Raw genomic sequence first — 23,620 nt, 5'->3', positions numbered from 1 at the left:
GTCAGTCCTCGTCCCACTCGAGACCGCCGCGCCGCCACTCGTAGAGGAACGGCACGGTGATCAGCGCGAGGAACCCCACCATCGCCACCAGCCCGAACACCGCCAGCTCCCCGAAGCTGACGGCCCACGGGTAGAGGAACACGACCTCGATGTCGAAGATGATGAAGGTCATCGCGACCAGGTAGTACTTCACCGGGAACCGGCCGCCGCCGACGGCGTGCGGGGTCGGCTGGATGCCGCACTCGTAGGCCTCGAGCTTGGCGCGGTTGTAGCGCTTCGGGCCCACGACGGCGCTGGCGGCGAGGCCGCCCACCGCGAGGACGGCGGCCACGCCCATCATGACGAGGAGCGGGACGTACGGGTTGGTCATCGGTGCTCTCCTGCGTGGGGGGTGGAGCGCTTCCGTGGGGCTGCGGGGCGGGCGCAGCCGGCGGGCGAGGCCGGCGGAGGCCGCTGGTGCGCCGCGGGTCAGGGCGGCCCGGTGCGGGGGGCGGCCGTCACGAGGCGGGCGCCAGACGCGTGAGCGCGGAGATGGTGCGGTCGGCCCAGTCGCCGCCGTGCGGCTCGTAGCAGTCGGCCAGCAGCTTGTGCGTGAGCTTCATGACCAGCGGGCGAGGCAGGCCGTAGCGCGTGCACGCGCGCATGACCTCCGGGCGCTCGATGAGCTTCACGAACACCCGGCCGAGCGTGTAGTACCCGCCGAGGTCGTCCCGCATGCGCGCGCCGTAGGTGGCGAGCGCGCGCTCGCGTCCCGCGGCGGTGCCCCGGGCGGTGGCCTGGACGATGGCGTCCGCCGCGACCCGGCCGGCCTGCAGGGCGTAGGCGATGCCCTCGCCGTTGAAGGGGCTGATCATCCCGGCGGCGTCGCCGACGAGCAGGAGGCCGCGACCGTACAGCGGGCCGCGGTTGAAGCCCATCGGCAGCGCGGCGCCGCGGACCGGGCCGAGCTGGTGCTCCGGGGTGAACTCCCACTCCGCGGGCGCGTTCCCCATCCACTTCGCGAACAGGTCCTTGTAGTCGACCTTGGTCGCGGCGGCGGTCGAGGACACCGAGCCCAGGCCGACGTTGGCCGTGCCGTCGCCCAGCGAGAAGATCCAGCCGTACCCCGGCATGAGGTCCGACTCGCCGGGCTTCCCGTCCCAGAGCTCGAGGTGGCTCTCCATCCACGGGTCGCCGTGCCGGGGCGTCTCGAAGTAGGTCCGCACCGCCACGCCCATCGGACGGTCCTGGCGCTTCTCCAGGCCGAGGCCGGTCGCGAGCCGCGCGGACACGCCGTCGGCGGCGATGACGACGGGGGCGCGGTACTCGACCGGCTCGCCCGCGCGGCGCCCGTCGGCGTCGACCGGCCGGGCCTGCACGCCGACCACGCGGCCGGTGCGCTCGTCGACCAGCGGGCCCGTGACGTTGGTCCGCTCCTGCACCTTGGCGCCGGCGGCGCGGGCGTGCTCGAGCAGCAGGTGGTCGAGGGACGTGCGGGCGCGGGCCAGGCCGTACGACGGGTACGACGACAGCTCCGGCCAGGGCAGCTCGACGACGTGGCCGCCGCCGAGGACCCGCAGGCCGACGTTCCGGATCCAGCCGTCCTGCTCGCGCAGCGGGACGCCCATCCGGACGAGCTCGGCGACCGCGCGGGGCGTCAGGCCGTCGCCGCAGATCTTGTCCCGCGGGAACGAGGCCTTGTCGAGCAGCAGGACGGACAGGCCGGCGGCAGCGCAGTGGTACGCCGCGCTGGACCCCGCGGGTCCCGCGCCCACCACGATGACGTCGGCGTCGTCGCTCTTGCCACTCTGCACAGTTCGCCCCATTTGTGAATGCCTTCACACCTGTTGACAGGGCGAGTCTAGTGAGAAGACCAACGATCTGTCTGCGAAGGTTTGCCTCAGTAGCGTCTCTGCTTCTGACCAGGGCATTTGCGGGACTTTCGTCCCATGAATCGCGACTAATTGATCCCAGGATTTGTCGCGCGGTGCAGGGCGACGATCCCGCCGGACAGATTCCGGTACCCGACCGAGGTCCAGCCGGACTCCTTGAGGAGCTTCGCGAGGCCGAGCTGGTCCGGCCAGTCCTGGATCGACTCGGCGAGGTAGTCGTACGCGGCGGACTCGCGCGCGACGACCTTCGCGACCGCCGGCAGCGCCTTCACGAGGTAGCCCGAGTACACCGTGCGGAACGGCGCCCAGGTCGGCGTCGAGAACTCGCACACCACCAGGCGGCCGCCCGGCCGCGTCACCCGGCGCATCTCCTCCAGCGCGCCCACCGTGTCCACCACGTTGCGCAGGCCGAACGAGATCGTCACCGCGTCGAAGACGCCGTCCGCGAACGGCAGCGCGGTCGCGTCGCCGGCGGTGAACGGCAGGTCGGGGCGGCGGCGCTTGCCGACCGTGAGCATGCCGGTGGAGAGGTCGCACGGGACGACCTTCACGCCCGCGTCGGCCAGCGGCTCGCTCGAGGTCCCGGTGCCGGCGGCCAGGTCCAGCACGGTCTCGCCCGGCAGCGCGTCGAGCGCCTTGAGGGTGGCCCGGCGCCACATCCGGTCCTGCCCGAGCGACAGCACGTCGTTGGTCAGGTCGTAGCGGCGGGCGACGCCGTCGAACATCGTGGCGACGTCGTGCGGGTCCTTGTCGAGCGAGGCGCGGGGCATGGGGCCCATCGTGTCAGGTCGCGCGCGGTGCCCGCGCGCGGGTGGGGGTGGGCGCGACGACCTCGGGTGGAAGATCCGGCCCGACACGCGCCCGGCGTGTCCGGCCGGATCCTCCACTCGTCGCGGACGTCGGCGGTCGACCGCGCGACCGCGGGCCGGCCCGCGCGGTCGTACCCTGGTCGGCGATGACCAGCCCCCTCGACGACCGCGAGCGCGCGGCGTCCTCGCACCCCGAGCCGCTCGTGGTGCGCACCGTCCCGCTCGACGCCCCGGACGACCTGCTGTCCCTCCTCCCGGAGGACGCCCCCCTCACCTGGGTGCGCCGCGGCGACGGGCTCGTGGGCTGGGGCGAGGCGGCGCGGGTCGAGGTCGGCGGCGCGTCGCGGTTCGCCGACGCCGAGCGCTGGTGGCAGGGCGTCGTCGGGCACGCCGTGGTGCGGGACGAGGTCGGGCTGCCCGGCACCGGCCCGGTCGCGTTCGGGTCGTTCGCGTTCGACTCCCGGTCCGCCGCGGGCGGCGTGCTCGTCGTGCCGCGGGTGGTCGTCGGCCGCCGCGACGGGCACGCCTGGCTGACCGTCGTCGAGACGGCCGGCACCCTCGGCGCGGCCCCGGACTGGTCGCTGGTCGCGCGGCACGTCGCCGGGCTGACCCCGGTCCGTGCCCCCGGCCCGGTGGCCTACGCGTCGGGCGCCGTCGAGGCCGAGGACTGGCCCGCGGTGGTCGCGCGCGGCGTCGCGGCGATCCGGTCCGGCGAGCTCGACAAGGTCGTGCTGGCGCGCGACGAGGTCGCCACGACGGCCGAGCCGCTGGACGTCCGGCACGCGCTGCGCCGCCTGGCCGACCGGTACCCGACCACGTGGACGTTCTCCGTCGACGGGCTGATCGGCGCCACCCCCGAGCTGCTGGTCCGCTCGGACAAGGGCCTGGTGACCTCCCGCGTGCTCGCCGGCACGATCCGCCGCACCGGCGACGACGACGCCGACCTGGCGCGCGCCGCGATCCTCGCGCACTCGTCCAAGGACCTCGAGGAGCACGAGTACGCGGTCGCGTCCGTCGCCCGGGCCCTGGCGCCGTACTGCTCGTCGACGAACGTGCCGGACGCCCCGTTCGTGCTCCACCTGCCGAACGTCCTGCACCTGGCCTCCGACGTGACCGCGGTGCTCGGCGGCGGCGACGCCGAGGGCGGCCCGCACCCGACGTCGCTGGCGCTCGCCGCCGCCCTGCACCCGACGGCCGCGGTGTGCGGCACCCCGACCGAGGCCGCGCGCGACCTCATCCGGTCGATCGAGGGCATGGACCGCGCCCGGTACGCCGGGCCGGTCGGCTGGGTCGGCGCGGACGGCGACGGCGAGTGGGGCATCGCGCTGCGCTCCGCCGAGCTCGACCCAGACGACCCGCGCCGGCTGCGGCTGTTCGCGGGCTGCGGCATCGTCGCGGCGTCCGACCCGGCGGCGGAGCTGGCGGAGTCCCGCGCGAAGCTCGTCCCCATGCGGACGGCGCTGGCCTCGGACTGACCGGGCCGCCCCGGCGCGGCGGTCGAACCGCCCGCCGAGAGAGGACGGTCACGTCGAGAGAGGACGATGACGTCGAGGGAGGGCCCGGTACGGCCCTACCTCGCGCGGGACGACCGATCTCGGCGCCCCGAGCCGGCACCCCGGGCCGGCACCCCGCGTCCCGGGCCCCGGACGCGGGACGGCCCCCGCGGGCGCCAGGGGGTGCGCGCCGCGGGGGCCGTCGGTGGGGGTGGCGAGGTGCGGGCTCACCACCCCCGGTCCCCGGGCGGGGCAGGGGGGACCCGCCCGGAGACCGTTCGTGGGGGCCGGTGTCAGCCCTGGCCGCCCTGCTGCTGCTGGAACCACTGCCAGAGCTCGTCGGGCGACATCTCGCGCGGGTCGGTGCTGCCGGAGCCGCCCGAGCCGGAGTCGCTCGCGGCCGTCTCCTGGCGCACCGCGAGCGTGACGTCCACGTCCTGCGACGCGCCGTCCCGGACCAGCGTCAGGGTGACCTCGTCGCCCGAGGCGTACGCCCGGACGTAGCCCGTGAGCGACTCGGCGCCCGCGACGGCCCGGCCGTCGATGGCCACGATGACGTCGCCCTCCCGGACGCCGGCGTCGGCGGCCGGCGAGCCGGAGGTCACCGACTGCACCTGGGCGCCGGCACGGGTCACGCCGTCGGCGGTCGCGGTGTTGTCCACCAGCCCGACGCCGAGGAACGCGTGCTCCGCGGTGCCGTCCTCGATGAGCTGGCCGGCGATCATGTCGGCGAGGTTCACCGGGATCGCGAAGCCGAGGCCGATCGACCCGGACTCGCTGGAGGTGGTGGCGATCGACGACGTGATGCCGATGACCCGGCCCTGCGCGTCGAACAGCGGCCCGCCGGAGTTGCCCGGGTTGACCGCCGCGTCGATCTGGATGGCGTTCGTGACCACGGCCTCGTTGCTGCCGCTCTCGGTGGTCGACACGGGGCGGTCGAGCGCCGAGACGATGCCCGTCGTCACCGTGTTGGCCAGGCCGAGCGGGTTGCCGACCGCCATGACCGGGTCGCCGACCGTCACCTCGGACGAGTCGCCGAGGGCCGCGGCCTGCAGGTCGTCCGGGGCGTCCTGGAGCTGGATCACCGCGAGGTCGGTGGTCGGGTCGGTGCCGACGACGTCCGCGGTGAAGATCCGGCCGTCGGTCAGCGTGACCTGGACCTGGCCGTCCTGGGCGCCGGACACCACGTGGTTGTTCGTGACGACATGGCCCTCGGGGTCGACGATCACGCCGGAGCCCTGCGCCTCGCCACCGTTCGTCGTGACGGTGATCGCGACGACGGAGTCCTGGACGGCGGACGCGACGGCCTGCCAGTCCGGGCTCTCCGAGGACGAGCCGGACACCGGCACGCTGTCGTTGCTGGCGCGGCCGATCGACGCGATCGACGACTCGCGGGCGCCCGTGTCGTCGGCGAAGGCGCCCGTCAGCGCGGCGGTGCCGAGGCTGGCCAGGACGGCGGCGGCGACGCCGACGCTCGCGACCGGCAGCCACAGGCGGTCGCGCGCCGTGCGGGTGCGGGTGGTGCCGGGCTCGCCCGGGGCGCCGTACGCGGCGGGGTACTCGGGGCCACCGGTCGGGCCCTGCGGGCCGGTCGGGCCGGCCGGCGCGCGGAACGCGGCGAGCGGGTCGTGCTGCTGCGACGCGTGCTGCTGCCCCGCGGGGTGCTGCGGCGCGTGCTGCTGCCCCGCGGGGTGCTGCGGCGCGGCCGGGTGCTGGGCCGCGTACTGCCCGTACCGCGGCTGCTCCGGCGCCGGGCGGGCCGGCTGCTGCGGCGCGGCCGCGCCGGCGGGCGTCGGCGGGAGCTGCTGGGTGTCCGCGGGCGCGAGGCGCTGGGTCGGCGCGTCCTGCGGGTGGGCCTCGGCCGCGGGGGCGGCGGGCGCCGGGGCGGGCGTCGCGTCGGCGTGCGTGGCGGGGACGGCCTCGGTCGCAGCGGTGACGTCCTCGGTGCGCTCCCGCGCGCCCTGGCCGTCCCGCGGACCCTCGGGGGTGCTGCTGCTCATGGGGTGTACCTCCTTCTCGCCGACCATGAGACCCCCGCGTCCTGGGGCCGTGCTCGGTGGAACCTGGGAGTCCGCTGCGAATCCGCGGAGACGGCCCGTCCGGCGTCCCCGCCACGGCCCGGCGGACATCCGAACACGGCGCGCCGCGACCCGCGACCGGTGCGCCGGGCCCACGACGCCCCGCGCCATCCCCGCCCCGGGACGACCTCGGGACGCTCAGCCCCGGTCGGCCGGGTCGCCCAGCGCGCCGCGCGCCGCGTCCCGCGCGGCGGCGGTCAGCCGCTCGCCGAGCGCCCGCCGGTCCACCCGGTCCACCCGCACCTCGACGACCGACGTGCCCCGCCCCGGCGCGGCGAGCGCGGCCGCGAGCGCCGTCTCGTCGGACACCCGCACGTGCCGCACGCCGAACCCGGCGCACAGCGCGGCGACGTCGACGGCGTGCGGGGTGCCGAACACCCGCTCGAACGTCCGCGCGCGCTCCGGCGCCCCGTGCTCGAGGGTCGCGAAGATCGAGCCGCCGGCGTCGTTGAGCACCACGACCTGCAGGTCGACCTCCGGCTCGGTGGTGAGCCGCAGCAGCCCGCCGACGTCGTGCAGGAAGGTCAGGTCGCCGACCAGCGCCCGCACCCGGCGCCGCGGCAGCCCGAGCGCGACGCCCGCGGCGGTCGACAGCATCCCGTCGATCCCGGCCAGGCCGCGGTTGGCGAGCACCAGCGGCGGCTCCGCCCAGCGCGCGACGAGGTCGAGGTCGCGCACGGGGTTCGACGAGCCGACCACCAGCACGTCGCCGGGCAGCGACGCCTCCGCGACGGACCGGACCGCCCGCGGCCCGGTGAGCGGCGGGGTGGCGCGGGTCGGCGGGGCGGCGGGGTCGTCGTCCAGCTCCGCGTCGACCGCGGCGGAGGCCGCGGCGTCCGCGCGCCGCCAGGCGTCGAGCCAGGCCGGGTCGTCCGCCGGGCCGTCCAGCCAGGCGGCGGGCAGCGCGGGCAGCACCCGGTCGGCGGCCCGCCCGGCGTCCGGCCAGCCCGAGCCGGCCGGGGCGACCACGGTGAGGTCGACGTCGTCCCGCGCGAGCAGCGCCGACACCGGCCGGCTGAGGGTCGGGCGCCCGAGCAGCACCACCGAGCGGACCCGGCCGCCGAGCGCGGGGTCGCCGAGCAGCACCCGGTACGTGCCGAGGGCGTTGCGGCCGCCGCGGGCGCCGGACGACGGCTCGGCGAGCAGCGGCCAGCCGGCCGCCTCGGCGAGCCGGCGCGCGTCGGGTCCGGCCCCGTCGCCCGCCACGACCACGACCGGGCCGGGCAGGTCGGCGCGCGCGGGCACGCCCGCACCGCCCGCGGGGTCGGTGCTCGTGCGGGCGAGCACGTCGACCCGGCCCCCGGCGCCGGGCGCCGGCCACGGCTCGGGGCCGGGCACGAGCGGCTCCCGGTAGGCGAGGTCCAGGTGCACGGGCCCCGGGTCGCCGGTGCGCGCGCCGAGCGCGGCCGCGACGGCCCGGGACACCAGGTGCCGCAGGTCGCGGTCCTCCCCCGGCCGGCCCGAGGGCGCGGGCACGTCGGCCTCCAGCCGGGTCGCCGGGCCGAAGAGCCCGGGCTGGACGGTCGTCTGGTTGGCGCCGGTGCCGCGCAGCTCGTGCGGGCGGTCGGCGGTCAGCAGCAGCAGCGGCGCCCCGGCGTGGTGCGCCTCCAGGACGGCCGGGTGCAGGTTCGCCACGGCCGTGCCGGACGTCGTGACCACCGCGACGGCGCGCGGTGCGTCCTCGGCCGCGGCGGCCCGGGCGAGGCCCAGCGCGAGGAACGCGGCGGACCGCTCGTCGACCCGCACGTGCAGCCGGACGGCGGGCGCGCCGGCCGGCCGCTCGGCGTCGGGGAGGGCGGCCTCCGCCAGCGCGTACGCCAGCGGGGCGCTCCGCGAGCCGGGCGCCAGGACGACGTCCCGCACGCCGTGCGCGGCGAGCTCCTGCACCAGGAGGCGCGCCGCCTGGGCCGCGGGGGCGCCGCGCACGGGACCGCGGGGGCCGGGCGCGGGAGCGGGGGCGGCGTCCGGGCCCACGGCACCGTCGCCGGCCGTCACCGCGACACCGCCCGCACCGCGGCCAGGCGCTCGGTCCAGCGGGCCTCCGTGGCCGCGTCCGCCGCGGTCGCCGCGAGGCGCTCCTGGCTCGGGACGACCGCGCGCGCCGCCGCCACCGGCAGCGCGCCGTCGACCGGAAGCAGCGACGGGTCGGCCACGTCGTCGGTGAGCAGCTGGGCGGTGGCGAGCCCGCACGCGAACGGCAGCTCCGGCAGCGCCGCCGCGAGGGCCACGCCCGCCGCCAGCCCGACCGACGACTCCAGCGCGGACGACACCACGACCGGCAGGCCGACCTGCTCGGCCAGATCGAGGCAGGCGCGCACGCCGCCGAGCGGCTGCACCTTGAGCACGACGACGTCGGCGGCCTCGGCGCGGACGACCGCCATCGGGTCCTCGGCCCGCCGGATCGACTCGTCGGCGGCGATCGGCACGTGCGTCGCCCGGCGCAGCCGCGCGAGGTCCCGGACGGAGGCGACCGGCTGCTCCGCGTACTCGAGCCCGCGGGCCGCGCGGTCCAGCACCTTCAGCCGCTCGACCGCGGTGTCGACGTCCCACGCCGCGTTCGCGTCGATGCGGATCGACCCGCCGGGGCCGAGCGCGTCGCGCACCGCCGCCAGGCGGTCGGCCTCCTCCGCGGCTCCCTGGCCCGGCTCGGCGACCTTCACCTTCGCCGTCGTGCAGCCGCCGGAGGCCAGCACGATCCGGCGCGCCGCGTCGGGGCCGACCGCCGGCACGGTGACGTTCACGGGCACCCGGTCGCGGACCGGCGCCGGGAAGCCCTCGTCCGCCGCCTCGCGGGTCGCGCGCCACCAGGCGGCCGACTCCGCGGCGTCGTAGTCCCAGAACGGGCTGAACTCGCCCCACCCCGCGTCCCCGCGGACCAGCACGCCCTCGCGCACCGCGATCCGGCGGAAGCGCGTCCGCAGGGGGATGGCGTAGACGTGCACGCGGCTCAGCGTAGAGGCTCGCCGCCGCCCTACGCTGGGCAGCGTGACCGACCCCGCCGCCGCCCCGCTCCCCCCGCGCGTCTCCGACACCTTCGACCCGAGCCGCTGGCGCACGGTCACCGGCTTCGAGGACCTGACGGACCTCACGTACCACCGCGGCGTCGCGCGGTCGGCGGACGGCACCGCGCGGGACCTCCCGGTGGTCCGGGTGGCGTTCGACCGGCCCGAGGTGCGCAACGCGTTCCGGCCGCACACGGTCGACGAGCTGTACCGGGTGCTCGACCACGCGCGGATGACCTCCGACGTCGGGACCGTCCTGCTCACGGGCAACGGGCCGAGCCCCAAGGACGGCGGGTACGCGTTCTGCTCCGGCGGCGACCAGCGCATCCGCGGCCGGGACGGCTACCGGTACACCGGCTCCACCGACGCCGAGACCGCCGACGCCATCGACCCGGCGCGCGCGGGCCGGCTGCACATCCTCGAGGTGCAGCGGCTGATCCGGACCATGCCGAAGGTCGTGGTCGCCGTCGTGAACGGCTGGGCCGCGGGCGGCGGGCACTCCCTGCACGTCGTCGCCGACCTGACGATCGCCTCGCGCCAGCACGCCCGGTTCATGCAGACCGACGCCAACGTCGGCTCGTTCGACGGCGGCTACGGCTCGGCGCTGCTCGCCCGGCAGGTGGGCCAGAAGCGGGCGCGGGAGATCTTCTTCCTGGCGCGCGAGTACTCCGCCGAGCAGGCGATGGCGTGGGGCGCCGTCAACGACGTCGTCGACCACGCCGACCTCGAGGACGCCGCGCTGGAGTACGCGCGGATCGTCGCGACGAAGTCGCCGCAGGCGATCCGGATGCTCAAGTTCGCGTTCAACCTGGCCGACGACGGCCTGGCCGGGCAGCAGGTGTTCGCCGGCGAGGCGACCCGCCTGGCGTACATGACCGACGAGGCCGTCGAGGGGCGCGACGCGTTCCTCGAGCGCCGGGACCCCGACTGGAGCCGGTTCCCGTACGCCTACTGAGCCCGGCGCGGGCCCGCGGTCGCGGCCGTCAGGAGACGGCCAGCGACCCCGAGCCCGCGGGCACCAGCTCGACCCACGTGTTGCCGGGCGCGAGGAGCGCCGGAGCACCCTCGGCGGTGAACAGCTGCATCGGCGCGTCGCGGGAGTCCTTCTGCCAGCGCACCGGCACGGTCTTCCCGCCCGTCGCCAGGGTGCCCTCGCCCGAGCCCACCAGGGTGTAGGTCGGCACGATCGCGCCGTTCTGGGCGCCGAACGGCGTGCCCGGGTGGTCGGCGACGATCGACACGACGTTGGTCGCGGACAGGCGGGCGCCGGAGGCGGCGGTCGCGGGGGTCGAGCCCTCCGACCGGTCCCACGCGGTGCCGTTCCAGGTCCAGCTCGGCTTCGACTGGCTGGACAGGTCGAACGCGAGCGTCGTGGCCGGGGTGCCGGCCACGACCGCGGTCGCCCGCTCCGCGGTCCGCGCGAACGCGAACTGCTCGCCCGGGCTCGCCTGGTGGTTCGCGTCGGCCTGCGCCCACAGGTCCGCCGGGTTCGCGTAGACGTTGTGCGGCGCCGAGCGCGAGCCCAGCCGGTACAGCCCCGGGGCGCCGGCGTCGTGGCTGATCACCTGGGTCGGGCTGGCCTCGACCAGCGCGAGGATGCCCGGCTGGCCGCCGGAGAACGTCAGCAGGCCGTTGAGCGGCGACACGATGTCCGGGTCCATGGGCCGCACGGAGCGGATGGGGCCCACCTCGGCGGGCGCCTGCGAGTGCCACACGGCGACGAGCCGCGACACCTCGAACTCGACGATCGTCTCCCACACCACGTCCGCCTGCTCCAGGCCGGACTGCGGGCGGGCCACGGCGGTGTTCTCGATCTTCACGGCGAGCGCGGGGCGGGTCGCGGGCTCCCCGGCGACGCCCGTCAGCGGCCACGTCGGCGGGACGGCGGGCTCGGGGGCCGCGGCCTTCTGCGGCTCGAGCGTCGGGGCCACCGTGGCGGCCTCCGGCCCGGGCTGCCCGCCCTGGGAGCAGCCGGCGACGAGCAGCGCCGCCGCGACGGCCAGGGCGGAGGCACGACGCAGCCCCCGCCTCGTGGTGTGGACCATGTTCCGAACCCTCCGTGCCGCCTGCGTGCGCGGCGTCCCCGCCGCGCGTCCCGCGCCACTCTACGGGCGGTCCTACCCTGACGAGGTGAGCCGCCCCGTCCGCGTCGTCCCCGTCTCCCCCGCCGCGGTGCCCGGCCTGACCGCCGCGCTGGCCGCCGCGCTGGACGGCTCGGGGCCGGCCGTGCTGCCGGTCGAGGCGACCGACACCGGCGTGCCGACCCGGGGCCCCGACGACCCGGGCGAGGTGCCCGACGACGTGGCGCTGCTGGTCCGCACGTCCGGGTCGACCGGCACCCCGCGCGAGGTGTTGCTGACCGCCACGGCCCTGCGCGCGTCCGCCGCCGCGACCGAGGCGCGGCTGGGCGGGCCCGGGCGGTGGCTGCTGCCGCTCCCCCCGACGCACGTCGCCGGGCTGCAGGTCCTGGTGCGGTCGGTCCTCGCCGGGACGGAGCCCGCCGTGCTCGCCGGGCCGTTCCGCGCCGACGCGTTCGCCGCGGCCGTGCGGCGGATGCCCGACGCCGACCTGCCGCGGTACACGTCCCTGGTGCCGACGCAGGTGCACCGGCTGCTCGGCTCGGCGGAGGGCCGGGCCGCGCTCACGGCGTTCGACGCGGTGCTGCTCGGCGGCGCCGCGGCGCCCGCGGAGCTGCTGGCGGCGGCGCGGTCGGCCGGCGCGCGGGTGGTCACGACGTACGGCATGTCCGAGACCTGCGGCGGGTGCGTGTACGACGGCGCGCCCCTCGACGGCGTGGCGGTCGACCTGGACGCCGACGGCCGGATCCGGATCGCCGGGCCCGTGCTCGCCGCCGGCTACCGCGGCCGCCCCGACCTGGACGCCGAGCTGTTCGAGGACCGCGACGGCACCCGGTGGCTGCGGACCAGCGACCTCGGCCGGTGGGTCGACGGACGGCTGGAGGTGCTCGGCCGCGCCGACGACGTGCTGGTCACGGGTGGCGTGAAGGTGCCGCCGGCGGCCGTGGAGCGCGCGCTCGCCGGGTGCGCGGGCGTCGGCGAGGTCCTCGTGGTGGGCGTCCCCGACCCGGAGTGGGGGCAGGCGCTCGTCGCCGTGGTCGTGCCCTCCGCCGGGTCGCCGGGGCCGGACCTCGCGGACCTGCGGGCCGCGGCCACCGCCGCGCTCGGCGGCCCCGCGGCCCCCCGGCACCTCGTGACGGTCGCGGCGCTGCCGCTGCGGGGACCGGGCAAGCCCGACCGCCGGGGCGCGGCGGCGCTGGCGGCCCGCGAGCTCGGGGTGCCGACGACCGACGCCGGCTCCTGACCGTCCGGGGCACCACGGACGGGCCGCCCGGGTCTGCCGGGTGCGTGCCCGCCGGTCGTTCCGGGATACCGTCGCTGCACGCCGATCCGCCGCGGCCCGCGCCGCGGCCCCACGACAGGAGCACCATGGCCACCGCCGCCGAGTGGGTCGCCGGAGCGCGCCCGCGCACCCTGCCCGCCGCCGCCGCCCCGGTGCTGGTCGGCACCGGCGCCGCCGCGCAGATCGAGTCCGCGCACCTCGGGCGGGCCCTGCTCGCGCTCGGCGTCGCGCTCGCGCTCCAGGTCGGCGTCAACTACGCGAACGACTACTCCGACGGCGTGCGCGGCACCGACGCCGAGCGGGTCGGTCCGATGCGGCTCACCGCCAGCGGCGCGGCCCTCCCCCGGACGGTCAAGGCGGCGGCCTTCGCGGCGCTCGGCGTCGCCGGCCTGCTCGGGCTCGGGCTGGTCGCGCTCAGCGGCCAGTGGTGGCTGCTCGCGATCGGCGTCCTCTGCGTGCTCGCGGCGTGGTTCTACACCGGCGGGCGCCGGCCGTACGGCTACCTCGGCCTCGGCGAGGTCGGCGTCTTCGTGTTCTTCGGGCTCGTGGCGGTGCTCGGCACGACCTACACCCAGGCCGGCACGACGACCTGGCCCGCGTGGGTCGGCGCGGTCGCCATCGGCCTGATCGCGTGCGCCCTGCTCATGGTCAACAACCTGCGGGACATCCCGACCGACGCCCTGGTCGGCAAGCGCACCCTGGCCGTCCGCCTGGGCGAGCACCGCGCGCGGCGCGCGTACGCCGTGATGGTGGTGCTGCCGGTGCTGCTCGGCCTGGTGTGCGCCCTCGCGAACCCGTGGGCGCTGATCGTGATCCTGCTCGCGCTCCCGGCGGGGATCCTGGCGTTCACCGTGCTGGTCGGCGCGCGCGGCATCGCGCTGGTGCCCGTCCTGGCCGGGACCGGGATGTACGAGCTCGCCTACGGCGTGCTGCTCGGGCTGGGCCTGGCGCTCTAGCCGGCCGGTCCGCCGGGGTCACCCCGGCGGTCCCGCTCGGTCAGCGCGGCTCGCCCGGCGTGCCCTGCTCCGCCGCCTCGACCGCGGCGTCCTCCGCCGCGGCGTCCGCGCTCGCGTTGCGGGACAGCCGGGGGCGGTCGCCGCGCGCCTCGGAGCGGGCCTGGAGCCACGCCGCCGCGCGGTCGCGGGGGCCGCGCAGCAGCGCGTAGGACAGCAGCGCCGCGAGCAGGGCCGCGCCGATCACGCCCAGCAGGTAGCCGGTGCCGGCCAGCACGAGGGCGACGGCGCAGACGACGAACAGGGCGAGGCGGAGCAGCGAGTAGGTCACGACGGGCACGGGTCCAGGGTAGGCCGGTCCGCGCCGCGCACCGTCCCCGCGGGTTGTGACGAGCTCGTGCGGGTTCGCCCGATCTCCCGCTCCGGGGAGAGGACGCGAGCGCGCGCTGGTTAGGGTGGGGCATGGCTCGCGCGCTCTTCTTCCTCGTGATCATCGGCCTGGCGGTGTACGCCCTCGCCGACATCGCCACGAGCGACGAGCGGGCACGGCGCGGACTGCCCAAGGGGGCGTGGTTCCTCATCGCGCTGGTGCCGATCGCCGGACCGCTCGCGTGGATCCTGAGCAGCCGCGCGGCGCCGGCCGCCGGCACCGCCGGGGGCGGCCGTCCGGGCGCCGGGCCGCGGCGGTCGGGGCCGGTCGCGCCCGACGACGACCCGGACTTCCTCTGGCGGCTCGACCAGGAGCGCCGGCGCCGGGAGCGCGAGCAGGGGTCGAGCGACGGCGACGTCCCGGACGAGGGCGCCCGCGGCTGACCGCGCCCGTCGAGTGGAAGAAACGGCCCGACACGCCGTGGCGTGTCGGGCCAGATCTTCCACTCGGGCGCGCAGCCCGGCCGGTCAGAGACCGGAGTACGAGTGCTTGCCGTCGACGAACAGGTTCACGACGGTGAAGTTCGCCAGCACGACCGCGTAGCCCACGTAGACGAAGTACGCCGCCTTGCGCCCCGCCCAGCCGCGCGTGGTGCGCGCGTGCAGGTACGCCGCGTACACGACCCAGGCGACGAAGGTGCCGACCTCCTTGGGGTCCCAGCCCCAGTACCGGCCCCAGGCGTGCTCGGCCCAGATGGCGCCGCCGATGAGCGTGAACGTCCACAGGACGAAGCCGATGGCGTTGAGCCGGAAGGACAGCGCCTCGAGCCGGCGGGCGGACGGCACCGTGCGCAGCCAGGAGAAGGCCGGGCCGGTGACCCGCCAGCGGGCGAGCGAGCGGCGCAGGCCGTCCGCCGCGCGCCACGGGTGGTCGAGGTGCGAGCGGCCGGTCTCGCGGCCGTCCTGCAGCACCTGGAGCACGGCGGTCGCGAACGCGACGGTGAAGATGCCGGTCGCCGCGATGGCGACGCCGACGTGGATGATCAGCCAGTAGCTCTGGAGCGCGGGCTGCACCTCGTCGGCCTGCACGAAGAACACCAGCAGCCCCAGCGCGAGGGCGAGCACGCCGATGCCCATGACGATCACGCCGAGGAACGGGATGACCCGCTTCCGCTGCACGACGGCGAGCACCACGGCGGCGACGAACGTGCCGACCAGCGTGAACTCGTACATGTTCGCCGTCGGCCAGCGTCCGGCCGCGACTCCGCGCAGCACGATGCCGGCGCCCAGCAGCAGGATGCCGAGGTAGGTGGTGGTCCGGGCGATGCCGGTGGTCGCCCGGGGCGCCGCCATCGGGCGCTCGGGCTCGGCGTCGTCGATCCGGCCGGACCGCGGCGCGACGGCGGTGTCGTCCGCGTCCGCGTCGGCGGGCACGACCGGCCCGGACGGCCCGCCCGCCCCGACGGTCTCGCGCGCGGCGGCGCGGGCCTGCTTCGCGGCGGCGACCTTGGCCGCCCGCTCGGCGCGGTGCTCCGCGGACGCGGCGTCGGCCAGCCGGGCCAGGGCCGAGGTGTAGGCGATCAGGGCGATCGTGAACGCCGTCGCCGCCCCCCACACGAGCAGGGTGCTGATGTCGCCGAGTGCCATGTCCTTCTACCTTCCGGTCCGGCCGGTGGGCCCGTCGCCGCTCGGGGGGCGGCTGTCGCGCAGGCGGTCCACCGCCCGGTCGAGCTCCGCCTGGAGGCCCACGTCGTCGCCACGCGCGAGCGCGGCGGCGGAGACCACTGTACGGGCTGCCCCGGGACCTTCGTCCCCCGCGGTGGTGCCCTCGACAGCGCCCTCCGCGTCCGCCGGGCGCAGCCGCAGCCACACCCGCCGGCGCGGCACGAACAGCGACGCCGCGAGCCCCGCGAACGCGAGCAGCGCGAACGTCAGCACCCACGCGAGCGACGGGTCGTGCCGCAGGTCGAGCGCCACGAACCGCGGCAGCGCGTCGAACGTCAGCGTCCCCAGCCCGTCCGGCAGGTCGACCGTCTCGCCCGGGCGCAGGTAGAGCGTGACCGGCAGCCCCTCGTCGTCGACGGCCTGGGTCAGGCCCGTCTCGTCGAGCTGGTAGACGTTCTGGGGGACGCCGTCGTCCAGGCCGAGGTCGCCGGTCCACACCGCGAGCGCGAGCAGCGGGTCGGTGGGCTGCGGGTACACCGAGCGGTACAGGGTGTCGCCCACCTGCTCGGCGGTCGGCAGCAGCACGCCCTGGAGCCCGATCTGCGGCCCGGAGGTGACGTCCGGCACCTTGATGACGCCCTGCGACGTGTAGACGGTGTCCTGCGGCAGGAACGGCACGGCGCCGGAGAACGTGACCGCGCCGTCCGCGTCGCGCACCGTCACCTGCGGCGCGTAGCCGTTGCCCTGCAGGTAGATCTTGGCGCCGTCGACGTCGATCGGGTGGTTGACCTTGATCTCCTGCGCGACCGCGTCGGCGCCCGGCTCGGTGACCGTCACGTGCGCGGTGAAGTCGCGCGACTGCAGGGTCGCCGGGTCGAACGACGACTCGAACGAGTCCAGCCGCATCGAGAACGGCGTGAGCGACGCGGCGCTGAACCCGGCCCCGGACTCGAAGGTGTCGTAGTCGCTCTGCGTGTTCGCGAACGACCGCCCCTCGACGACGATCGCCTGGCCGCGGAAGTGCAGCAGCTGGCCGGTGGCGATGGAGACCAGCAGGCCGACCAGCGCCAGGTGGAACAGCAGGTTGCCCGTCTCGCGGAGGTAGCCGCGCTCGGCGGCGACGCTCCACACCCCGCGGCCCTCGTCGCGCACGTCGACCCGGAACCGGCGCCACCAGCGCGGGCCGCCCAGCGCGGCGGCCGCGCGCTGCGCGACCTGCTCCGGCGTGCCGTCGAGCTCGGCGGACGCCTGGGCCGGGAACCGGTCGAACCGGCGCGGGGCGCGCGGCGGCCGGCCGCGCATGGCCCGCAGGTGCGTCCGGCTGCGGGGCAGGATGCAGCCGACCAGCGAGACGAACAGCAGCAGGTAGATCGCGGAGAACCAGACCGACGAGTACACGCCGAAGAACCCGAGCCGGTCGAGCACCGGCCCGAGGTCCGGGTGGTCGGACAGGTAGGTCGCGACGTCGGCCGGGTCCTGCGAGCGCTGCGGGAAGATCGTGCCCGGCACGGCGGCGACGGCGAGCAGCATGAGGAGCAGCAGCGCCACCCGCATCGACGTGAGCTGCCGCCAGCCCCAGCGCAGCCAGCCGACGAGCCCGAGCGAGGGCAGCGCCGGGGCCGCGCCGTCGCCGCCGCCCGCGCCGCCGCCCGCGCCGCGCCCGGCCGCCGTCGCCGGGGCCGGGTCGGCCGCGCTGAACGCGTCCTCGAGCCCCTCGGGGGTGTACCCGCGGGGCGAGGGCTCGGTGGTCTGTCGGTCGCGCGTCATCTCACACCGCCGGGACGAAGGGCTCGGCGCCGGTCAGGAGCCCCTGGAGCCAGCCCGCCCACGCGGACCAGAGGCCGGTGACCAGCGCGGCACCGAGCAGGAGCAGGAGGCCGCCGCCGACCCGCATCACCGCGACGCGGTGCCGGGCGAGCCAGTCGAGGGCGCGGCGGCTGCGCTGCAGCCCCAGCGCGACGGCGACGAACGGGAGACCCAGGCCGACGCAGAACGCGAGCGCGAGCAGCGCGCCGCGGCCGGCGGACCCGCCGTCGAGGGACAGCACGAGGATCGCGGCGAGGGTCGGCCCGATGCACGGCGTCCAGCCGATGCCGAACGTCACCCCGAGCACGGGCGCGCCCCACAGGCCGGCGCGCGGCGCCAGGACCCGGCGGCTGTCCCGCTCCAGGAACGGCACCAGGCCGAGGAACGCGAGGCCCATGACGAGCACGCCGACGCCGAGCACCCGGGACACCGGGTCCTGCCAGCGCAGCAGGAACGAGCCGAGCGATCCGGCCAGCGAGCCGTAGGCGAGGAAGACGGCCGTGAACCCGGCGACGAACAGCAGGACCCCGAGCACCAGCCGGCCGCGGGACGGCGCGGGTGCGGGGGCCGAGGCGGCGCCGGAGGTCAGCGCGGGCTGCGCCGGGATCGCGAGCGCGGGGGCCGGGCCGCCGGGCGCGGAGCCCGCAGCGGCGCGCACCCGCGGCGCGGGGCCCGGCGCGGAGGCGGCGGACATGCCGCCCAGGTAGCCGACGTAGGCGGGGACGAGCGGCAGCACGCAGGGCGAGGCGAACGACACCAGCCCGGCGAGCACCGCGACGGGCACGGCCGCGAGCAGCGAGCCCGAGGTGGCCGCCTGCGCGAACGAGTCCCCGACGTCGGCGAGCATCACGCCGCGCCGTCCTCGGCGAGCACCTCGTCGACGAGCGCGCGCAGCGTGGAGCCCTCGGCCAGGCCGACGATCCGCGCGGCCACCTTGCCCTCGCGGTCGAGCACGACCGTCGTCGGCGTCGCCTGGATCGGCACGATGCCCTGCAGCGCGGCGATGGCGTGCTTGTCCCGGTCGTCGATGCTCGGGTACGGCACGTCGAACGTCTCCTGGAACGGCACGGCCGCACCGGCGTCGTCGACCCCGTTGATGCCGAGCAGGTGCACGCCGGCGTCGGCGTACTCGTTGGCGATGTCGACGAGGTCGGGCGCCTCCTCCCGGCACGGCGGGCACTGCGCGTACCAGGTGTTGAGGACGACGACGTCGCCGCGCCAGTCCGCGACGTCGACCGCCTCGCCCTCGTAGTCCGTGCCCGCGACCTCGACGGGGCCCTTGCGGTCGTCGGCGGCCCACTGCGTGAACGAGCCGTCGCCGGACACGTAGCCCTGGTCGGCGACGTCCGTGTCCGCGGTCGTCGTGCCGCCGCCGGAGCACGCGGCGAGAGCGAGGGCGCCCGCGAGCGCGATCGCGACCGAGGCGGCGCGGCGGGTCCGGGCGCGGCGGGCGGGCCGCGCGGCGGTCGTCACGCGCCCGCCACGGCGGAGGCGCCGGGCAGCAGGTCGGCGGCGGGCTCGGTGTAGCCGATCCGCACGAGGCGGTCGTCCTCGTAGGTGAGCGACGTCAGCGACGCGAGCGAGCACTGCCGGCGGCGCGGGTCGTGCCACAGCCGGCGGTCCTCCAGCGCGAGCCGGGTGACCCAGATCGGCAGCTGGTGGCTGACCAGCACGGCCTCGTGCCCCCGGGCGGCGTCGCGGGCGCGCTCGACGACGGCGAGCATCCGGCCGGCCTGCTGCCGGTACGGCTCGCCCCACGACGGGCGGAACGGGTTGACCAGCAGCGGCCAGTGGCGCGGGTGCCGCAGCGAGCCGTCGCCGACGCCGAACGTCAGGCCCTGGAACTTGTTCTCGGCCTCGAGCAGCCGCTCGTCGGTGGTGACGGGCAGGCCGAGCGCCTCGGCGATCGGCGCGACCGTCTCCTGCGCGCGCGTCAGCGGCGACGCGAACAGCGCGGTGACGTCGCGGCGCGGCCCGTCGAGCCGTCCGGTCAGGTGCGCGGCGACGCGCTCGGCCATCTCGCGGCCGCGCTCGGACAGGTGGTACCCGTCGAGCCGTCCGTAGAGCACGCCCTGCGGGTTGTGCACCTCGCCGTGCCGCATGAGGTGGATGGTGGTGGCGACCATGGGGTCAGTCTCGCAAACCCGGCTGGGTGGTCGGGCACCGGGCCCCGCTCCGGGGCCGGGACGGCGCCCCGGGGTCAGCGCCCGGACGCCTCCGCGGCGGCCTCGGCCTGGGCGCAGCCGGCCTGCAGCGCGGCGCCCACGGCGGCCATCGCGTCGCCCAGGGCCTGCATCTGCGCCGGCGTGAGCACGTCGACCAGGTGCCGGCGGACGGACTCGACGTGCGACGGCGCGGCGTCGACGAGCCGCCGCCAGCCGGTCTCCGTCATGGTGCAGTTCACACCGCGGGCGTCCTCCAGGCAGGGGGCGCGCTCGACCAGGCCGGCGGACTCCATGCGGCGGACGGTGTGGGTGAGTCGGCTCCGGGAGTGCGCGAGCTCGCCCGCCAGCTCCGACATGCGGAGCGTGCGCTGCGGCGCCTCGGACAGCCGGACCAGCACCTCGTACTCGCCGAGGGACAGGCCGGAGTCCTCCTCCAGCTCGTGCGCGAGGACGTCGAGCAGGCGGGCGGTGCCGTCGCGGTAGGCGCGCCAGGCGCGCTGCTCGTCCGCCGTGAGCCAGCGCACGTCATCGTGCTCCCGCGGCGGGCGCGCCGTCGCCTTCCCGGTGGTCGTGGTGCTCATCGCCGTCCTCCTCCCGCGGCCGTCTGTGACGTCGGTGGCTGATCGTCCCACAGGCCTTGCGCAGCGGATCCCACTGTAGTAGAAATCTCAACTAACCGCAGTTGATGCTTCAACCAAACGCAGGAGGCACCCATGTCGACCACGACGCTCCCCACCGCCCTGACCGCCGGCACCTGGACGATCGACCCCTCGCACACCGAGGCGTCCTTCACCGTCCGCCACGCGGGCATCTCCAAGGTCCGCGGCACCGTCGCGGTGACCTCCGGCACCATCACCGTCGCCGAGGACCTGACCCTCTCCGGCGTGACCGCCGCCCTCGACCCGTCGACCATCAACACCGGCGACGCGGGCCGCGACGGCCACCTCAAGTCGGCCGACTTCTTCGACCTGGAGAAGTTCGGCGAGTGGACCTTCGCCTCGACCGCGGTCCGCGCGGACGGCGAGGACTACGTCGTGACCGGCGACCTCACCATCAACGGCGTGACCAAGTCCGTCGACCTGGCCACCGAGTTCGGCGGCGCGGCCACCGACCCGTTCGGCAACCAGCGCGCCGGCTTCTCCTCCTCCGTGACGATCTCCCGCAAGGAGTTCGGCATCACCTGGAACGCGGCCCTCGAGGCCGGCGGCGTCCTGGTGAGCGACAAGGTCGTCATCAACCTCGAGGTCTCCGCCATCAAGGCGGCCTGACCCTCGGCACGACCCGCCGGCTCCCGGTGCGCCGCACGCGCACCGGGAGCCGGCGCCCGTGAGGGCCCGGTCGATCGCGCACCCCTGCCGCGATCGACCGGGCCCTCTCGCACGTCCGGGGCGCGCCGGCGTCGCGCTCGCCGAGTAAGCACCGGACGCGTCGAGCGGGCATCCCCTGGTTGCCCAGTCGACGTGTCCGGTGCCCGCTCGGCGCCCGAGGCGGACGTGGGGCGCCGGTCGGCGGCGCCGCGCCGCGACCGGGTCGGCGACCGTGCCGGGCGCGCGGTCAGTCGGCGGCGGGGACCGGCTCCGGCTCGGGGGCCGGCTCGACCGCCGGGCCGGCGGGCTCCGCCGGGGCCGCCGCGCCCGAGCGCTGGCGCGCGTGGAACCCCAGGATCTGCAGCTCCGAGCCCAGGTCGACCTCGCGGACGTCCACGCCGTCGGGCACCCGGACGGTGCGCGGCGCGAAGTTGAGGATGCCGGTCACGCCGGCCGAGACCAGCCGGTCCGTGGTGGGCTGCGCGGCGGAGGCCGGCGTCGCGACGATCGCCACGCTCGCCTCCTGCTCCTCGACCGCGCGCTCCAGGCCGTCGACGTGCTGCACGACGTGCCCGCCGACCTCGGTGCCGACCAGCGCGGGGTCGGTGTCGAACAGCCCGACCAGCACGAACCCGCGGTCCGCGAACCCGGAGTACGCCGCGAGCGCCTGGCCGAGGTTGCCGATGCCGACGATGACGACGCGGCGCTCCTCGGTCATGCCGAGCGCCTGCGCGATCTGCCGGCGCAGGTGGTCGACCTCGTACCCGACGCCGCGCCGGCCGCCCGCGCCGAGGTAGGACAGGTCCTTGCGCAGCTGCGCGGGGGACGCGCCGACGAGCTCGGCGAGCTGGTCGGACGACGTCGTGGTCACGCCCTCCGACGCGAGGCCGCCGAGGGAGCGCAGGTACCCCGGCAGGCGGGCGACGGTGGTCGGCGGCAGGGCTCGCACGGCGACAGCCTAGGCCCGACGCGGCGCCGCGAGGGCGTCGACGAGCCGGTCGCGGTCGATCTGCCAGTAGCCGACCCGCGCGCCGTCCACCTCGACGACCGGCAGCAGCTCGCCGTACGCGGCCGCGAGCGACCGCCCGTCGGCGGCGGTGCCGCCGGAGTCGACGTCCACCTCCGCCCACGTCGCGCCGCGCTCGGCGGCCACGGCGGCGACCAGGTCGCGGGCCGTGTCGCACAGGTGGCAGCCGGCGCGGGAGTACAGGACGACGCGGGGCTCGGTCTCGGCGGGAGGGGTCGGCACGGCACGAGCCTAGGTCGGTGGCTACAGTGGCCGCGTGCCCGATCCCACCGAGCCCTCGACCGGCGCGCCCGCGCCGACGGCGCCGGTGGGCCGGGTCGCCGCCTTCTTCGACGTGGACAACACGATCATCCGGGGGGCGAGCTCGTTCCACCTGGCCGTCGGCCTGTACCGCCGCGGGTTCTTCCAGCGCGCGGACATCGTGCGGTTCGCGGTGCACCAGATCCGCTACCTGACGTTCGGCGAGAACCGGCAGCAGATCGACGAGGTGCGCCAGCGCGCGCTCGAGATCATGCACGGCCGCTCGGTCGCCGAGGTGGTCGCGATCGCCGAAGACATCTACGACGAGGTGCTGTCCCTGCGGATCTTCCCGGGCACGCAGCGCCTGCTGGACCAGCACCTGCGCGCCGGGCACGAGGTGTGGCTGGTGACGGCCACGCCGACCGAGATCGCCGACATCATCGCCCGCCGGCTCGGCGCGACGGGGGCGCTCGGCACGATCGCCGAGCACAAGGACGGCTTCTACACCGGCCGGCTGGTCGGCGACCTGCTGCACGGCCGGGCCAAGGCCGAGGCCGTCCGGGCGCTGGCCGACCGCGAGGGCCTGGACCTGGAGCGGTCGTTCGCGTACGGCGACTCGACGAACGACGTGCCGATCCTGTCCGAGGTCGGCTTCCCCTGCGCCATCAACCCCGACGGCCGCCTGCGCAAGCACGCGGCGGAGGTCGGCTGGCCGATGCGCGAGTTCCGCGGCCGCCGCAACGCCACGCGGCGCGGGGTGGACGCGGCGACGATCGCGGGGTCGGCCTGGGTGCTGGGCCTCGTCGTGCGGACCGCGCGCCGGGCGATCCGGTCGCGCTGGGGCGCCCGGTGACCGCCGCCGGTGCCGCGGCGGACCCGCCGGAGGTCCGCGCCGCGCGCCCCGACGAGGCCGGGCCGCTCGCCGACCTGGCCGCCGCGACGTTCCCGCTCGCGTGCCCGCCGTCGTCGACGCCCGAGGACCACGCCGCGTTCATCGGCGCGAACCTCACCGAGGAGCACTTCGGGGCCTACCTCGCCGACCCGACCCGGGACCTGCTGGTCGCCGACGAGGACGGCGCGCTGGTCGGCTACACGATGCTGGTCGCCGGCGAGCCGTACGCCGCCGAGGTCGCCGCGGCCGTCCCGCTGCGCCCGACCGTCGAGCTCAGCAAGTGCTACGTCCTGCCCGGCCGGCACGGCGGCGGGGTGGCCGCGGCGCTGATGGCCGCGAGCCTGGACGCCGCCCGCGCGCGGGACGCCGCCGGGATCTGGCTCGGCGTCAACGGCGAGAACCTCCGCGCGCAGGCGTTCTACCGGCGGTCGGGCTTCGAGGTCGTCGGCGAGCGCACGTTCCAGGTCGGCGACCAGGTGCACCACGACCTGGTCCTGCACCGCGCGCTCTGACCCGCACGCCCGCTCGAGTGGAGCGTTCTGCCCGACACGCACCGGCGTGCCGGGCAGAACGCTCCACTGGG

24 protein-coding genes are annotated in these 23,620 nt (G+C 76.8%); 8 read left to right on the top strand and 16 right to left on the bottom strand.

Translation table 11 applies throughout. The features are described from left to right. Position 1: 1 nt before the first annotated feature. From Cpa01nite_RS07240 to Cpa01nite_RS07230, 3 genes are all read right to left on the bottom strand, one after another. Positions 2 to 370: an NADH-quinone oxidoreductase subunit A gene (locus Cpa01nite_RS07240; protein ID WP_203668068.1), complete on the bottom strand. Its 369-nt coding sequence runs from the start codon at positions 368 to 370 to the stop codon at positions 2 to 4. A 127-nt stretch (positions 371 to 497) separates the two neighbouring features. Continuing rightward, positions 498 to 1,805: a geranylgeranyl reductase family protein gene (locus Cpa01nite_RS07235; protein WP_203668067.1), complete on the bottom strand. Its 1,308-nt coding sequence runs from the start codon at positions 1,803 to 1,805 to the stop codon at positions 498 to 500. A 134-nt stretch (positions 1,806 to 1,939) separates the two neighbouring features. Then, the gene (locus Cpa01nite_RS07230; protein ID WP_203668066.1) at positions 1,940 to 2,641 is read right to left on the bottom strand and encodes a demethylmenaquinone methyltransferase; all 702 of its coding nucleotides are present in this window, start codon (positions 2,639 to 2,641) and stop codon (positions 1,940 to 1,942) included. Positions 2,642 to 2,826: 185 nt separating this feature from the next. On the opposite strand from Cpa01nite_RS07230, the gene Cpa01nite_RS07225 reads away from it, so the two are divergent. Continuing rightward, positions 2,827 to 4,155 (top strand): isochorismate synthase, encoded by a 1,329-nt coding sequence (locus Cpa01nite_RS07225; protein ID WP_203668065.1) that lies wholly within the window; start codon positions 2,827 to 2,829, stop codon positions 4,153 to 4,155. 311 nt (positions 4,156 to 4,466) lie between these two features. Here Cpa01nite_RS07225 and Cpa01nite_RS07220 read toward each other — a convergent pair whose 3' ends face one another. The 3 genes from Cpa01nite_RS07220 to Cpa01nite_RS07210 all read right to left on the bottom strand — a co-directional run bounded on the left by Cpa01nite_RS07220 (position 4,467) and on the right by Cpa01nite_RS07210 (position 9,193). Next, positions 4,467 to 6,173 carry a S1C family serine protease gene (locus Cpa01nite_RS07220; protein WP_203668064.1) on the bottom strand — a complete coding sequence of 569 codons (1,707 nt, stop codon included), beginning with the start codon at positions 6,171 to 6,173 and terminating at the stop codon, positions 4,467 to 4,469. A 216-nt stretch (positions 6,174 to 6,389) separates the two neighbouring features. Continuing rightward, on the bottom strand, positions 6,390 to 8,246 hold the full coding sequence (menD, locus tag Cpa01nite_RS07215) for a 2-succinyl-5-enolpyruvyl-6-hydroxy-3-cyclohexene-1-carboxylic-acid synthase (RefSeq protein WP_308439358.1): 1,857 nt from the start codon (positions 8,244 to 8,246) through the stop codon (positions 6,390 to 6,392). Further along, on the bottom strand, positions 8,243 to 9,193 hold the full coding sequence (locus Cpa01nite_RS07210; RefSeq protein WP_239068604.1) for an o-succinylbenzoate synthase: 951 nt from the start codon (positions 9,191 to 9,193) through the stop codon (positions 8,243 to 8,245). Before Cpa01nite_RS07210 ends, menD begins: the two co-directional genes overlap by 4 nt. Before the next feature lie 43 nt (positions 9,194 to 9,236). On the opposite strand from Cpa01nite_RS07210, the gene Cpa01nite_RS07205 reads away from it, so the two are divergent. Continuing rightward, a complete protein-coding gene (locus Cpa01nite_RS07205; RefSeq protein WP_203668063.1) occupies positions 9,237 to 10,208 on the top strand; it encodes a 1,4-dihydroxy-2-naphthoyl-CoA synthase in 972 nt (323 codons plus the stop codon). Positions 10,209 to 10,236: 28 nt separating this feature from the next. Here Cpa01nite_RS07205 and Cpa01nite_RS07200 read toward each other — a convergent pair whose 3' ends face one another. After that, the gene (locus Cpa01nite_RS07200) at positions 10,237 to 11,298 is read right to left on the bottom strand and encodes a DUF3048 domain-containing protein (RefSeq protein ID WP_203668062.1); all 1,062 of its coding nucleotides are present in this window, start codon (positions 11,296 to 11,298) and stop codon (positions 10,237 to 10,239) included. Positions 11,299 to 11,383: 85 nt separating this feature from the next. Here Cpa01nite_RS07200 and menE point away from each other — a divergent pair, with 85 nt between their 5' ends. Both menE and Cpa01nite_RS07190 read left to right on the top strand, forming a co-directional pair. Continuing rightward, positions 11,384 to 12,574, top strand: coding sequence for an o-succinylbenzoate--CoA ligase (gene menE / locus Cpa01nite_RS07195; protein WP_239068603.1), 1,191 nt, complete (start codon positions 11,384 to 11,386; stop codon positions 12,572 to 12,574). 125 nt (positions 12,575 to 12,699) lie between these two features. Further along, entirely contained in the window at positions 12,700 to 13,569 is an 870-nt protein-coding gene (locus tag Cpa01nite_RS07190; protein WP_203668060.1) for a 1,4-dihydroxy-2-naphthoate polyprenyltransferase, read from the top strand. Positions 13,570 to 13,609: 40 nt separating this feature from the next. Here the strand turns inward: Cpa01nite_RS07190 and Cpa01nite_RS07185 are convergent, their stop codons facing one another. Next, the gene (locus tag Cpa01nite_RS07185) at positions 13,610 to 13,906 is read right to left on the bottom strand and encodes a DUF4229 domain-containing protein (protein ID WP_203668059.1); all 297 of its coding nucleotides are present in this window, start codon (positions 13,904 to 13,906) and stop codon (positions 13,610 to 13,612) included. A 122-nt stretch (positions 13,907 to 14,028) separates the two neighbouring features. On the opposite strand from Cpa01nite_RS07185, the gene Cpa01nite_RS07180 reads away from it, so the two are divergent. After that, complete coding sequence (locus Cpa01nite_RS07180) at positions 14,029 to 14,379, top strand: PLDc N-terminal domain-containing protein (protein WP_203668058.1); 351 nt, start codon at positions 14,029 to 14,031, stop codon at positions 14,377 to 14,379. Positions 14,380 to 14,463: 84 nt separating this feature from the next. Here Cpa01nite_RS07180 and ccsB read toward each other — a convergent pair whose 3' ends face one another. From ccsB to Cpa01nite_RS07150, 6 genes are all read right to left on the bottom strand, one after another. Then, positions 14,464 to 15,582, bottom strand: a complete 1,119-nt coding sequence (gene ccsB / locus Cpa01nite_RS07175) for a c-type cytochrome biogenesis protein CcsB (RefSeq protein WP_203668057.1) — start codon at positions 15,580 to 15,582, stop codon at positions 14,464 to 14,466. 6 nt (positions 15,583 to 15,588) lie between these two features. Beyond that, on the bottom strand, positions 15,589 to 17,367 hold the full coding sequence (gene resB, locus Cpa01nite_RS07170) for a cytochrome c biogenesis protein ResB (RefSeq protein ID WP_203668056.1): 1,779 nt from the start codon (positions 17,365 to 17,367) through the stop codon (positions 15,589 to 15,591). Position 17,368: 1 nt separating this feature from the next. Further along, positions 17,369 to 18,253, bottom strand: coding sequence for a cytochrome c biogenesis CcdA family protein (locus Cpa01nite_RS07165; RefSeq protein WP_203668101.1), 885 nt, complete (start codon positions 18,251 to 18,253; stop codon positions 17,369 to 17,371). Then, a complete protein-coding gene (locus Cpa01nite_RS07160) occupies positions 18,253 to 18,879 on the bottom strand; it encodes a TlpA family protein disulfide reductase (RefSeq protein ID WP_203668055.1) in 627 nt (208 codons plus the stop codon). The genes Cpa01nite_RS07165 and Cpa01nite_RS07160 overlap by 1 nt, the downstream gene beginning before the upstream one ends. Further along, the gene (locus Cpa01nite_RS07155; RefSeq protein WP_203668054.1) at positions 18,876 to 19,532 is read right to left on the bottom strand and encodes a histidine phosphatase family protein; all 657 of its coding nucleotides are present in this window, start codon (positions 19,530 to 19,532) and stop codon (positions 18,876 to 18,878) included. Before Cpa01nite_RS07155 ends, Cpa01nite_RS07160 begins: the two co-directional genes overlap by 4 nt. A 74-nt stretch (positions 19,533 to 19,606) precedes the next feature. After that, on the bottom strand, positions 19,607 to 20,152 hold the full coding sequence (locus tag Cpa01nite_RS07150; protein ID WP_203668053.1) for a MarR family winged helix-turn-helix transcriptional regulator: 546 nt from the start codon (positions 20,150 to 20,152) through the stop codon (positions 19,607 to 19,609). 132 nt (positions 20,153 to 20,284) lie between these two features. On the opposite strand from Cpa01nite_RS07150, the gene Cpa01nite_RS07145 reads away from it, so the two are divergent. Then, positions 20,285 to 20,839, top strand: a complete 555-nt coding sequence (locus Cpa01nite_RS07145; protein WP_203668052.1) for a YceI family protein — start codon at positions 20,285 to 20,287, stop codon at positions 20,837 to 20,839. Between the two features lie 286 nt (positions 20,840 to 21,125). Here Cpa01nite_RS07145 and Cpa01nite_RS07140 read toward each other — a convergent pair whose 3' ends face one another. Both Cpa01nite_RS07140 and Cpa01nite_RS07135 read right to left on the bottom strand, forming a co-directional pair. Next, positions 21,126 to 21,827, bottom strand: a complete 702-nt coding sequence (locus Cpa01nite_RS07140; RefSeq protein ID WP_203668051.1) for a redox-sensing transcriptional repressor Rex — start codon at positions 21,825 to 21,827, stop codon at positions 21,126 to 21,128. A gap of 9 nt (positions 21,828 to 21,836) precedes the next feature. Next, positions 21,837 to 22,127, bottom strand: a complete 291-nt coding sequence (locus Cpa01nite_RS07135; RefSeq protein ID WP_203668050.1) for a glutaredoxin family protein — start codon at positions 22,125 to 22,127, stop codon at positions 21,837 to 21,839. A 34-nt stretch (positions 22,128 to 22,161) separates the two neighbouring features. Between Cpa01nite_RS07135 and Cpa01nite_RS07130 the strand changes: the two genes are divergently transcribed. After that, entirely contained in the window at positions 22,162 to 22,998 is an 837-nt protein-coding gene (locus Cpa01nite_RS07130; protein ID WP_203668049.1) for an HAD family hydrolase, read from the top strand. Further along, positions 22,995 to 23,549, top strand: coding sequence for a GNAT family N-acetyltransferase (locus Cpa01nite_RS07125; RefSeq protein WP_203668048.1), 555 nt, complete (start codon positions 22,995 to 22,997; stop codon positions 23,547 to 23,549). Before Cpa01nite_RS07130 ends, Cpa01nite_RS07125 begins: the two co-directional genes overlap by 4 nt. The last annotated feature ends 71 nt before the right edge of the window (positions 23,550 to 23,620 follow it).

It is taken from the genome of Cellulomonas pakistanensis (assembly GCF_016862755.1).
Taxonomy (GTDB): domain Bacteria; phylum Actinomycetota; class Actinomycetes; order Actinomycetales; family Cellulomonadaceae; genus Cellulomonas; species Cellulomonas pakistanensis.
This window is presented reverse-complemented; position numbering and strand designations above follow the sequence as displayed.